General features: G+C 57.4%; 11 protein-coding genes and 1 pseudogene. 5 read left to right on the top strand and 7 right to left on the bottom strand.

What is annotated here, in order from left to right; all coding sequences use genetic code 11:
• Positions 1 to 951, top strand: coding sequence for a LysR family transcriptional regulator (locus GZH79_RS10440; protein ID WP_211643729.1), 951 nt, complete (start codon positions 1 to 3; stop codon positions 949 to 951).
• An 879-nt stretch (positions 952 to 1,830) separates the two neighbouring features.
• Here the strand turns inward: GZH79_RS10440 and GZH79_RS19325 are convergent.
• Together GZH79_RS19325 and GZH79_RS10430 are read right to left on the bottom strand one after the other, a co-directional pair.
• Positions 1,831 to 2,871 (bottom strand): pseudouridine synthase, encoded by a 1,041-nt coding sequence (locus tag GZH79_RS19325; protein ID WP_349291185.1) that lies wholly within the window; start codon positions 2,869 to 2,871, stop codon positions 1,831 to 1,833.
• A gap of 223 nt (positions 2,872 to 3,094) precedes the next feature.
• Complete coding sequence (locus tag GZH79_RS10430; RefSeq protein ID WP_211643728.1) at positions 3,095 to 3,286, bottom strand: hypothetical protein; 192 nt, start codon at positions 3,284 to 3,286, stop codon at positions 3,095 to 3,097.
• A 675-nt stretch (positions 3,287 to 3,961) separates the two neighbouring features.
• On the opposite strand from GZH79_RS10430, the gene GZH79_RS10425 reads away from it, so the two are divergent.
• Positions 3,962 to 4,927 carry a L,D-transpeptidase gene (locus GZH79_RS10425; protein WP_211643727.1) on the top strand — a complete coding sequence of 322 codons (966 nt, stop codon included), beginning with the start codon at positions 3,962 to 3,964 and terminating at the stop codon, positions 4,925 to 4,927.
• The gene (locus tag GZH79_RS10420) at positions 4,927 to 5,715 is read left to right on the top strand and encodes an extensin family protein (protein ID WP_211643726.1); all 789 of its coding nucleotides are present in this window, start codon (positions 4,927 to 4,929) and stop codon (positions 5,713 to 5,715) included. The genes GZH79_RS10425 and GZH79_RS10420 overlap by 1 nt, the downstream gene beginning before the upstream one ends.
• Before the next feature lie 70 nt (positions 5,716 to 5,785).
• Here the strand turns inward: GZH79_RS10420 and GZH79_RS10415 are convergent.
• The 4 genes and pseudogenes from GZH79_RS10415 to GZH79_RS10400 all read right to left on the bottom strand — a co-directional run.
• Positions 5,786 to 6,035 (bottom strand): annotated as a pseudogene (locus tag GZH79_RS10415) (transposase); the annotation flags it as partial.
• A 53-nt stretch (positions 6,036 to 6,088) separates the two neighbouring features.
• Positions 6,089 to 7,204, bottom strand: a complete 1,116-nt coding sequence (locus tag GZH79_RS10410; protein WP_211643725.1) for an acyltransferase — start codon at positions 7,202 to 7,204, stop codon at positions 6,089 to 6,091.
• A 2-nt stretch (positions 7,205 to 7,206) separates the two neighbouring features.
• Positions 7,207 to 8,139, bottom strand: coding sequence for a glycosyltransferase (locus tag GZH79_RS10405; protein ID WP_211643724.1), 933 nt, complete (start codon positions 8,137 to 8,139; stop codon positions 7,207 to 7,209).
• Complete coding sequence (locus GZH79_RS10400) at positions 8,126 to 9,289, bottom strand: glycosyltransferase family A protein (RefSeq protein ID WP_211643723.1); 1,164 nt, start codon at positions 9,287 to 9,289, stop codon at positions 8,126 to 8,128. Before GZH79_RS10400 ends, GZH79_RS10405 begins: the two co-directional genes overlap by 14 nt.
• Positions 9,290 to 9,457: 168 nt before the next feature.
• Here GZH79_RS10400 and GZH79_RS10395 point away from each other — a divergent pair, with 168 nt between their 5' ends.
• Together GZH79_RS10395 and GZH79_RS10390 are read left to right on the top strand one after the other, a co-directional pair.
• Positions 9,458 to 10,528, top strand: a complete 1,071-nt coding sequence (locus GZH79_RS10395) for an ABC transporter transmembrane domain-containing protein (protein WP_211643722.1) — start codon at positions 9,458 to 9,460, stop codon at positions 10,526 to 10,528.
• Positions 10,476 to 11,231 carry an ATP-binding cassette domain-containing protein gene (locus GZH79_RS10390; protein WP_211643721.1) on the top strand — a complete coding sequence of 252 codons (756 nt, stop codon included), beginning with the start codon at positions 10,476 to 10,478 and terminating at the stop codon, positions 11,229 to 11,231. Before GZH79_RS10395 ends, GZH79_RS10390 begins: the two co-directional genes overlap by 53 nt.
• A 188-nt stretch (positions 11,232 to 11,419) precedes the next feature.
• On the opposite strand, the gene GZH79_RS10385 is transcribed toward GZH79_RS10390, so the two are convergent.
• Positions 11,420 to 12,325, bottom strand: coding sequence for an MBL fold metallo-hydrolase (locus tag GZH79_RS10385; RefSeq protein ID WP_211643720.1), 906 nt, complete (start codon positions 12,323 to 12,325; stop codon positions 11,420 to 11,422).
• Positions 12,326 to 12,409 lie beyond the last annotated feature (84 nt).

Here is a 12,409-nt window from a genome sequence, read left to right as displayed (position 1 = left end):
ATGAAGATTGACGAGAAGCATCTGGCGCAGCTTGCCGCCGTGATCGAGGCAGGCGGCGTGACCGAAGGCGCGAACCTTCTGGGTCTCAGCCAGCCCGCCGTTTCCCGCACGCTGTCAGCGCTTCAAAAGCGGTTGGGCGAACCGCTGTTCATGCCCGGCAGGCGTCCGCTGGTGCCCACGATCATCGGGCGGCAGCTTGCTGCGCATGGCAAGGTAATCCTTGAGGCCGGACGCAAGGCGTCCGAAACCGTGGACGGGTTTCGCAGTGGGTCCGCGGGCACCGTGCGGATCGCTGGCGTGCCGTTCTTCATGGACGCCGTCATTTCCCGCATGATCGGCCAGTTTCAAGTGAAGTGGCCCGATATCCGCGTCGACCAGTCTTACGGCAACCTGCCCGAGATCCAAGCGGGTCTTAGGTCGGGCCAGCTTGACATGGCGATCTGTCCGCTTGGCATGGTCGAACCGGGGTCGGAACTGGACTTCACCGAGATCCTGCCGGGGCGCAATGTTGTCGCCGCGCGGGTCCGCCATCCGATTTTCCGCAAGAAATCCGTCACCTCCACCGATCTACTCCGCTACCCGTGGATCGCGCCGCTGCCGGGGTCGCCGCTTTTGGCGGACATCCACTCAATCCTGTTGTCCATCGGCATGAGCGAGGTGAACGTGCGCTATTCCGGCGGCTCGTTGATGAGCGTGCTGAACTATCTTGAAGAAACCGATGCCCTGACGGTGCTGCCACAAAGCGTGCTGTTCGCCTTCCGCCAAACAGGCAAGTTCAAGACCGTTCCGATGAAGATACCACAACCGGAACGGTCGCTAGGTATCTTACGCCTGAAGAACGCGCCGTCCCTGCCCACGTGCGACAAGCTGGTGCGATTCATCAGCGTGGCGTTCGACGATCTGCGGGCGATCATCCTGCGCCACGAGAACGCGGTGATCTGGAGCGCGTAAGCATGCGCCAAGAAGCAAAGCCTGCGCTGGGGCCGGATCAACCCTGCAAGCAGGTTGCATTCGCGTGGAGCCTGCACAGAACGAACTGGTCGAGACCGGCAGACTGGAGAGCCAAGTCGATCTTCCGCGCCCAGAATTTCGATCCTAGGGGGCAAGTTCAAACCGATACCGAGGCGGAACTGAAAACGCCGTCATGTTGGCTACGCTGTCGCGCGAAATGTTGCATCCTGCCTTCAAGGTTGGATACATCTTAGCACGCTTTCCAAATTTGCCGGACCGTTTAAACGCAAACAAAATTACTTCCTCATGCGGTATTTTATGAGGTATATTTCCATGTGCTTGATAAATAATGCTTTAATAACAGTATTTTGTCGCAAAAATTTGGCGGACTGTCGCTCCGCCACACGCCAAAAGTGTTCATTCCCATACCCAGTGGATACTGAAAGGTTTCGGCTTTTCAGGGCGTTACGCTTTTTGCACCTTCCCGCTATCGTGCAGAAAATGTGGGCGCGAATGTGGATGTAAAAACGAATGTCCAGCAGCGATTAACGCCCGGAAAGTGGCATATGCCGCATTTCGAAAAGCAACCGAAAGCCGTCTTTGTTCGGTCTGCGCCGCCGGACACACATACAGACGGTGGGGGCCAATACGACGGTGCGTCAAATTCCGGTGCTGGCCGATGGGTGTTGCGCATCATGGTGCGTGGCAAGCGCCAAGTCTTCGGACACGGGTCTGCGATGGTTCGAGACTGCGCATGAATCGCATCCTCGCCGCCAAGGGTGGCGATCCAGCGAAGAACATTCACTAATCTCGCAAGAAGACCAAGGCGTTTGAAATCGCAGCCAGCAAACATCTCAAGTTCGACATCCAAGCGGACATTCACTCAGCCGACTCTCCGCTCCGGTCGCAACGCGCGTGGAAGATCAAGGCGATCTCTTCCTCACTCAGCAGCTTCCACTGACCGGGTGCGATGCCATCAGGGAGCGACAGACCGCCCATACTCTCGCGATGCAGTTTTTCGATGTGGTTGCCGGTGGCAGCAAACATGCGACGCACCTGATGGTATCGGCCCTCGGTGATCCTCAGCAGGGCTTCGGTTTCCGAGACCACCTCCAGTTCCGCAGGAAGCAGCGGCTTGTCCTCGCCTTTCAGCATCAACTGACCCGAGGAGAACAGGCCGCCTTCGCTGCCATTAAGCGGGCGGGCCAGCTTGACACGATAGATTTTTGCGACGTGGCGCTTTGGGCTGATAATACGGTGCAGCAGGCCGCCATCATCTGTCAGTAACAAAAGACCCGTCGTCAGCTTATCCAACCGGCCGATGGACGAAACCGCCGGATCACGTCTTTTCCAGCGCTCCGGCAGGACGTCATAGACCAATGGCCCGTCTTCCTTGTGCGAACACGTCATGTCCAAAGGTTTGTTCATCAGGATGACCATGCCCGGAAGGGGGTCAAGCGCCTCGCCGTGGATTTTCATGCGGACCGGCAAATCCGAAGTCACAGGAATGCGTTTGGTGACGTCCCGGATGTTCGCAGCGTCCAGACGAATACCGCCCCGCCTGGCCATTTGCGCGATTTCGTTGCGTGAACCATAGCCCATGGAAGACAGGAGCTTGTCTATTCGGGACGTTGGAGTTTTAGCCACAGTCTGGTTCCTTTTCCGCCTATAGCTGCCGTGGAAAACAACAGTGACCAGCCCCGCTAAAATATTTATGTTGCGCTGTTCAGTGTGCGGACAAAGCTGATAACGACGCTTGTCGCAGACGCTGCCCGATAAATACAGCCTTGGACGATCAGTCCCACCGTTTGGCGGATCGGATCGGTGCTGAAACTGTCTTGCTTTGATGTCCAGATGGTTGATCTTATCGCGGATCAACAGATGCGGCGCCAGTGCGCCCCAGTACGGCGATACGGTCATCCTGATCGATCCGCAGGTTCAGGCGCTGCAGTAGCGGTCGTAAACCATAGCCGACGGCGCGATCGGTCAGACTGACAATGGACTATGACACCTCTGATCCAATGCGGTAGCGCCCTCAGCTCGCATTGACACGAGTCAGCTATGTGACAAGCACGCGCGCCAAGGCGCAGCTACTTTCCAAACGAACTGCCGGGATTGAGGCCGTTGAAACGCTGGTTTGCGCCTAATTCTCTGACCCACGACGGGCCTTTTGCCAGCTCGCGACACGCGCCACCTGCGGGTCGCGATTGCGTTCGCGCCGCATAAGAGCCTCCGTCGACGGATGACGGAACTGACCGCGCAGCATGCGCAGGAACTGCTTCAGCCGGTTATTCGAATTATAAGTGCGGGTTTGGTCTAACAGGTGTAGCTTCATGGTGGTTTCCTCCTATCAAAATAATACCAATGGCCGAACACTTCGTTGCATCACAATTTCTTGCAGCGTATTCTCGGCGAGAACTCTCCGATCTCTTACGCGAACGCCAGCGAGACCTGCCCTTCTGCTTTCGGTTTAACGAAGGCCTTCAAGTGCAATCATTTTAAGTTGTAGGCCCGGGTTCAGTTTTGCCGCTGTGCTGTTTGCGTTGACCCTTTCGACGAAGACCGGCGTTTGTGGTTACGGATATACTCGCGGGAATTGCAACTGCATCCGTAAATCCAGACTCTGCAATAGCCTCCTTTTGAGTTGCCGCTTGGATATGTTTCGTTTCCATAAACCGTCCGTCCAAATCTTCGGATGAAACAACGAGAAATGTTGCAGGCATACGATCCTCCTTATTTTAAAAGCTCATGGAATATTTTCAGCTCCCGACTGCTGAACTCTTTGATCCAAATCAAAGTGCCTGCATGAATGTTTCGATTGGTATAACTGGAGCAGGAAAATTATCCTCGCCTTTGCCCATCCAGTGCATTGCGGTCCCGTCAACGTTTATCGATATTGCACGGGGCGTGCGCCAATCGGGGGTGGATTTGTCTCTTTGACAGTACGGCTTTTGATGGTCTCGCTCGCTTCTCGTAGGAACCAATCCCTACAATGGCGCGTTATTCACCAATGAAAAATTTCTGTTTTATAGTCGGCATCTTACTGGCACCCGCCCAAGCTATCGCGCAGCTGAGCCCCGAGGCCATATCCAAGACAAACTATGCCGGAGGGCCACTGCCGGAGGGTCAATCCGCGATCACGGTCGTCGTGCAGGTTCTGCTGGACCGAGCCGCGATCAGCCCTGGTGTGATCGATGGTTTTCGTGGACCCATGTCACGCAGTGCCATCCGGGCATTCGAAGCGCGGGAGGGGTTGGAGGCCGACGGCGTCATGGACAGCGACGTCTGGAAAGCGCTGGACGGTGACGACCGTGGCCAAATCCTGCGATCATACCGGATCACCGAGGAGGACGCCGTCGGTCTGACGGACGGACTGCCAGACGACTACGCCAAGCTCGCCAAGATGGATTGGCTGGGCTATACCAGCGTGGCCGAACGACTGGCCGAAGATTTCCACATGGATCAGGCGTTTCTGCGCAACCTGAATCCCGATGCTGCGTTTCAGGCCGGCGAGACGATCTTCGTAGCGGCAACCGGCGATCCCATTGACGCAACGGTCACTCGGGTCGAGGTTCGCAAGGACGTGGGCCGCGTCGCGGCGTTTTCAAAAGACGACATCATGGTGGCCAACTACCCGGCTACGGTAGGGTCTGCCGAGCTTCCCTCCCCCTCGGGCACGCACGAGATCACCGCCATCGCTATTGAACCGACCTACACCTACAGACCCGACGAGAACTTTCGGCAGGGCGACAACGATGAGATACTTGTGCTTCCGCCCGGCGCAAACGGTCCCGTGGGAATCGTCTGGATCGATCTGAGCAAACCGACCTATGGCATCCACGGGACTTCAGACCCCGATGAGCTGTTTCAGGACCAGAGCCATGGTTGCGTGCGTCTGACCAACTGGGACGCGCGCGAACTGGCCGGTATGGTCGATCAGGGAACCGCGGTAAGTTTCGTCTCGGAGGACAATTAATGCGTTGGCTGGCCGTGCTGGCGTTGATGGCCGCGCCAGCCGTGGCGCAAGAGACATCCGCGCCGACCCAAGCGGGGCCACCGCCCGAGACGACACCTACCCCCAAGATCCGCCCCGAAGGGCTTGGCGAGATGCCAGAGGCGGGCGCGCCGGGCTATGTCGCGGCCGAAAACGATGTGGACGTGGTCGATTCTGGACCACCGATACCGGACCGTCTGGCCGTCGGGGATGCCGAACTGGATGCTTGCTTGGCGGAACTTGACGCACTTGGCGCGAACTACGAGATCATCGACCCAATCGCTGATGCGGATGACACCGCATGCGGCGTTCATAATCCGGTGCGACTGACCAGTGTGCCGGGCGCCGTGGCTTTGGAGCCCGCAGGTGTCATGCGCTGCGAGACGGCGCTAGCCTTCGCAGGATGGGTTGAGCAGTTTGTGATGCCGGCGGCGAAGCATCTTGACGATCGCGGTTCGCTGGACGCGATCGAACAGGGAAGCACCTATGTCTGCCGCCGCCGCAATAACAGCCCAGACGGCAAGCTTTCAGAGCATTCGTTTGGCAACGCGGTCGATGTCATGGCGTTCCGCTTTGCCGACGGCGATCCGATCCGGGTCCAGCCGCGCGAACGCGACGGGACCATGGCCGAGGCGTTTCAGGATGCGGTGCGATCTACCGCATGCCTCAATTTCACGACGGTCCTTGGACCCGGCTCGGACGAGTCACATGCCGATCACCTGCATCTCGACGTTCGTAAACGGCGCGGAGAGTTCCGGCTATGCCAGTAGCAACGGCGGTAGGTAGCTAAACGCACCACCCTTCAAATTCTGAGCTACTCATGGCTTTTGGGCGGCGAAGTAGGTTGTCCCTCTCCTCCTTGAGGATGCGGCTCTCGCGGCGAAGCCGTTCATTCTTGCACGCAATATTCAGATCCTAGTCCGACACCACATCCGTACCACGATGCGCCGTCACCCCATTTGTTCAGCGCCGAAAGGCCAACGGCCAAGTCTGACGCCACCTGACTTCTTGTCAGCCCGCTCGTCAGCACAAACCGCACCGCATCTTGCCGAAATTCGTCCGTTCGTTTCGTTCCATAGTCAGTCTCCATTATTGCAGTAAATGCTAGCAAAGGAGCGGCATCAAACCGTGACAGGTGCAAACTTAGAGTTTATGCGGCAACCCGTCGTGCGACATTGATCGGCCTGCCGTGCCACTTTGCTCTGGCCGGAACCGGTCCTTGAGCCGCAGGAACGGACGCTCAACATATCGCCACGAGAGTTCGGCAAGCACGAGGGTCAGGACGACCCAGATTACCAACCGAACAAACTTCAGGGGGCCATCACCCAGCAGTTCGATTGCGGGTATATAGGAGAAGAGAAACGGCGGAACGAGATAGTGAAAGATGTAGAGCCCATAGGACCGCTTGCCCATCCAGATCATGGCTGGCCGACACAGAAGTCGCAACGCCGTTGCCTGTCCTTCGACGCAGGTACGCACGAGGCAGGCGGCCGCCAAACTCATTAACGAGGGTAGCAATACCCAGCTTAGAAAGGCTGGCTTGTGGTAAAGCGGTGCGCTGACTGCCAGCGTCATCGTCCACAGCACAATAAGCCAAGCCCGGGACAAGAATATTTGGTCGAGCCACCGCAGGTCGGACCGGAAGCGGGCGAGCGCGACCAGCGCACCGGCGGCGAGGCTGTCGACTTGGCCGGGCAGCATGACGTTAATAAACGGACTGGCACCCATAGGGATCAGGCTGCGGAAGGCGGGTGCGAGCGCGAGACAGGTCAAAACGAGCGGCAGCAGCCAGCGGCGGGGCGCAAGTACGACAAGTGGAAACCAAAGGAGGTAGAACTGTTCTTCAACCGCCAACGTCCAGAAATGGCCAGCCCCCGTCCACCGTTCCTGAAGCAGGATCTGAAAGTTTGACAGGTAGAGGCCGTGGATCCACCAGGCGGACCGCATCTCTGCAATGCCCAACAGTGCCGCCAGTGCGATCGCCACGTAAAAGGCCGGCGCCAGTCGCAACAGTCGTCGACCGTAGAACCGTGTCGCGAGCTTGCTGACGGGTGCCGTGCCGATCTCTTTCAATAAGATAGATGTGATGAGAAAGCCTGACAGCACAAAGAACGTTCTGACGCCGATAGTGCCGGGGCCCCAGCCTCGCACGAACTCGTTGTAGGTAAAATGCTCGGCAAACACAGCAAGGACGGCGAGCGCGCGAAGACCGTCCAGTGCCGGAAAATAGTTGAGTGATCCGGTCGCCAGCCCTTTCAACGCTATCTCCTCTTTGTCAGATGTCGGGGCGCAGTCAGCGCATGCGCAAAATAGCCGATAAAACCCATGAGATGGCTCTTGAGCAGTGACCCCCAAGTAAGGCCGAGCCCGTCATTAAACTTTGGGCCGCCCAAGAACCGTTCGATCGCTGCTGCGCGGGCGGTCCAAAAGAAACGTTTAAGAAGCCAAGGCTGGCGTAGAAGGTATTTTGCGTAAATCGCGCCGTTGGCAAAAGCGTACTGGTGATTAAGCTCTTGGACCTGCCGGACCAGTTTTCTGCCGTGTTTATGATAGATGCTCATGTCAGGCACGTACTCAATCCGCATGCCAGCGATATGCGCGCGAATCATGTAGTCGGTGTCCTCTCCGGCTTTGAGCGGTGATCCCGCGCCGAAACGGGTGTCGAATTCGCCGATCTTCTTCGCAGTATCCCGCGCAATGGCCAAGTTACAGCCCTGCAGGAAACCGCCTGGATGTATATGCACCTCGAATAGTTCTCTTTCGGGCACGTTTTTAATGGTGAATTCAAGATCTGTCGCATCGGCAAGCTTGACGCGTCCGCCGATGAACATGTCGCCTGACGCCTCGCAGTCGTGTTTCGAAAGATCGCGCAAATAGTTACGGTCCATGATGCAATCGTCGTCTGTAAAGACGAAAATGCGCCCCCTCGCCATCCGCATGCCCTCGTTCCGGGCTTGCGCCAGACCTCCGCTGGGCAACTGGATCAGCCTGACACATGATCCGCCCGCCTGTCGTACCCCCATTTCGTCCAGTCGCAGTCCGTCGGAACTTCCATTTTCGACGACAACGATTTCGACCGTCAGGCCGGGCGTCTCGTTCATCGCGTTGGCGATGGATTTCAAACACCGCATCAGCGGCATAGGACGATCGCACGTGCAGATGATGATGCTGATGTCGAGTTCAGACACGCCCATTCAAAACATTCTCCGCTGTCGGATCGACCGCCGTACCATGGGCCGCCGCCATGATTTTACCGAACTGCGGAATGACCTGTCGCAGATTGCGCCCCTTCAACCATCTGACGATGCGAGCCTGCGTATTGATTGCGTCGTAACCCAGAGCCGCCAGCCGCGGCGCCGCGCTTGCCGACTTCAGCAAGGAATGTTCGCGCCGGCGGATAAGGTCCCATCGGCCGCTATGCTCGACGAAAGTGTGGGCTAAATCATAACGGCCAGAGCGGCTGATGAGCGCGTAAAGAAAGTAAAAGTTGACTTTGCGTCCCACCTCGAACGCGTCTTGATCCGACTCTGGCTGCGCCTGCGCAAGATGGTCAAGCTTTCTGACAAAAGAGGCGGCGGCATCCACAGTTTCAGCAGAAACCGTATCTGCGATCGCGCAAAAACCGGTCCCTGACGCGTCTGGATAATGCTCCAGCGTATTTTCCTCCACAATTCGCATATGCGAACGTGCCATCATGTCGAAGCGCGTTTCGCTTACGCTGCCGGGATGGAGTCGGTACGCAAGAAGCGGCTGCGGAAGTTGAGCGACGGTGCAGCGGCTCGCAATACGGCGGAAGATGTCGAAATCTTCGGCGCAGGGATAGCTGGCATCAAAGTGGAACAGGTCGTCTGGGATCCGGCTGCGACGGAACATCACCGACGGGTGGCGCAGGATCGTGCAGAACCGGGATAGGACGCGCAGATTGTGTGAATCCGTGAATTCCGGCACATGGGGCTCGGCCAACCGCTGGCCGCTGATGATGGTGTCGAAGTTGCAGCCGCACATCGCGAGGCTAGGGTCTGCGTCAAAAGCCTGCAGCTGCGCGGCAATCCGATCGGGATAGGAAATGTCATCAGCGTCCATTCGTGCGACAAAGTCACCGCGCGCCAGTCCGATGCCTTCGTTCAGTGTATCAATCAATCCTAGATTGTTTCGCTCGATCAACCTGATCCGATCGTCCAAGGCTTCGAATCTGCGAAGGACAGACGACGAATTGTCCGTGGACCCATCATTTATAATGATGATCTCCAGGTTTCGGTGAGTCTGGGCCAAAATGCTGGCGATTGCGGGCGCCAAAAAACATTCAGCATCGTAGACAGGAATGATGATCGAAACTAATGGCAACGTTAATCCTTGGGTTGCAATTTGGTTATCGCATCAAAATCTCAGTGTTCTAGTATTTCGCGATGTGGAACGTACGATTGCAACAAATGTTCCAAACTTGGCAACGAATTCTATCCTGACGCGTTACTGCCATCTTGGTCGTAGCAATCGCTTCAGCTTAGGATACAGATGCGGATATCCACTTACGTTCATCCCTGCCTGAAAAAGGTAATTTGGCCATTGCGGGCCTATGTTCCCGCTGTCGTGCTTCTGGGCCTCCTTGCGACCGCCTTCGAGGGTATCGGCATCGGGCTTGTGATCCCGCTACTTGACGTCGTCATGTCCGGAGAGACGAACACGCAAGGCTGGATGCCCGGGATTCTAATTTCGGTCGGCGAGTCCATTTCCGAGGACCAAAGAGGTATCTTCTTGGGCGGTGCGATCCTGCTGATGGTTGTCCTCAAAAATATCGTGGCCTACTTTAATGGTCTGCTACAGGCTTGGATCTATGGGCAGTCCGGCCATCACCTGCGGAACCTGTTGTCGGATCAGCTGGTGTCGATGGAATCCGGCTACTGCATGACGCAACCGCCGTCCCGGCTGCTCAACATTGTGTCCAATGAATCGTGGCGCGCCTCGGACGCGGTCGCGGCCCTGCTCTCCGTCCTCGTCAGTGCCGCGGCGACGCTGATTTTCCTGCTTTTTCTGTTCGCCCTGTCACCACAGCTCACCATCGTCGTGCTGGTGGGGCTGGCGATGATCCACGTTGCCCACGACCGCCTTTCCAGGCACTTTTCACGTCTGGGAAGCGAAATCGCACAGCAAAACCGCTGGCTCGCCGGTCGCATGCTTCACGTTGTGAACTCATGGCGGCTCATCCGCCTGTTCAATCGCGAAAAGGCCGAAAAAGAGAATTTCGAGGACGCGTCAGAGCTGGTCCGGCGCGCCGCTTTACGCCTGCAAAGTCGCCAGGTTGCGGTCGGGCCGATGATCGAAATCGCGCATGCCATTCTCTTCATGATCGTGATCTTCGTCGCTTGGGGCGTCAGCGTTTCTTTTGGGACAGCCGCCGCTTTCATCCATCCTGCTCTATCGCCTGCAGCCGCAGGTCCGGCAAATCCAAAGCGCGCTATCCTCCCTCCGCGGCTGGAACGGATCGCTGGACGAGGTACAGTGGCTCTTGACTACGTCGTCGGGCAAACCGTCGATGTCGGATGCCGTTCCTGCTCCCAGCCTGCAGAATGGCATAAAGCTGAATAACGTCAGTTACCGTTACCAGGGCGACGGACGTTCCAGTTCTGCGCTGTCGGGCGTGTCACTCGATATTCCTGCCGGGTCGTCGGTCGCGATCATTGGCCGATCGGGATCGGGTAAATCGACGATTGCAAATCTGATATGCGGTCTCCTTGTGCCAACTGACGGAAAAATTTTGGTCGACGGCGTGCCTATGACAGCCATCGACACAATCTCGTGGCTGAACTCTGTCGCGCTTGCCAGCCAAGAGCTCGAGCTGTTCGATGGCACCATCGCCGAGAACATCCGTTATGGCGCGCCCGAGGCGCCCCACGATCAAATCATAGAGGCGGCCCGTGCCGCCGATGCGCATGACTTTATCTCCGCGCTGCCACAAGCCTACGACACGGATGTCGGCGACAAGGGCGTCAGCCTTTCCGCAGGTCAGCGTCAACGCATTTCGCTCGCCCGCGCCTTGGTCAGGGACCCGGCATTGCTGATCCTCGACGAAGCGACAAACGCGATGGATATTTTGTCAGAGACTGCCGCGCTGAAGATTCTTGATGATCGTCGAGGCCGGGGCACAACCATCGTGATAAGCCACCACCTCTCGTCGATCCGGCTGTGCGACCGTTACGTCAAGATTGAGGCAGGCCGCGTGGTCGCCAGTGGTTCGATCACAGATTTCGATGACGGAACGCTCGAGGATATGCTCAAGGAGTCTGCATAGGCACTCTGTCTGGATCGTCCAGATCATCGCGTCCCAGTCGATTTCGATTTACGTTAAAATTAAGTCTGTACGCCGGCCCACAGAGACAACCGATTGCAACGGAAGACACCGGTCAGGTGGCATGCCTTTCCTCCACTATATCTCTTTGCCACCCTTCGGCAGCTTGTTCTGTTCGCCCCGTCTGGCGGTCAGAATTTGTTCAACGGGATTTTGACGTAGTGGTGGCCGTCGTTTTCTGCCGGTGGCAGGTTGCCAGCACGCAGATTGATCTGAAGTGCTGCCAGCATGCGGTCGGGCAGCGGTAACGTGGCATCGCGGCTTTCGCGGGTTGCAATCCAGTCGTCACGATCCGCATCCGATGACACGTGAATGTTCTGCGCCAGATGATCAGCGATGGTCGCTTCCCACTGGGGGTCAGACCGTGTGTCATCGGGATAATCATGACCGACGAACAGACGGGTGGTTTCACCCAGCGCAAGGATATCCTGAATGGATCGCCACAGCGCGGCAGCGGACCCGCCGGGGAAATCGCAGCGCGCCGTGCCACGGTCGGGCTGCATCAGGGTATCATGGACCAGCGCGCAGTCATCGCCGATGACATAGGTGATCGACCCCAAGGTATGCCCCGGTGACAGCATGACCTTGACCGGCAAATTGCCGATGTTGAACGTGTCGTCATCGGCAAACAGCCTTGCATAGTGTTTGGACACATCGAATGCGTTTGGCAGGTTGTAATACTCGCGCCAAAGCTCTGCGATGTCACTGACCCGCCTGCCGATCCCGTTGGGCACATCATAGTGGTCCGCCAGCAGGGCAGAGGCCGTCAGGTGATCCGCGTGCGGATGCGTATCCAGCACCCATTCGACGGTCAGGCCCTCGCGTGCGACCAGCGCTTTGACCTGTGCGATCGCTTTATCGCCGGTCGCATAATGCTGTGGGTCAAAGTCCTGCACGATATCCACAAGCGCCGCGCGCTTTGTGACGGGACAGGCGACGACAAACTGGGCCGATCCGGTGGGCGGATCATAGACGCCCCAGACATCCGGTGAACCTGCGCCTTTGGACGGTGAATGGCGTTCGACACGATCTGTCATGTTAAGTCTCTCTTTGTGTTTCGTTTCAGAACAACGCTTTCAGACGTCCACCAATGATCAGGCCGATGATCATGGCGGGGAGAA

It is taken from the genome of Loktanella sp. SALINAS62 (assembly GCF_018263905.1).
Lineage (GTDB): Bacteria > Pseudomonadota > Alphaproteobacteria > Rhodobacterales > Rhodobacteraceae > Loktanella.
The sequence above is the reverse complement of the archived record's forward strand: the minus strand, read 5'-3'. Positions and strand labels throughout refer to the sequence as shown.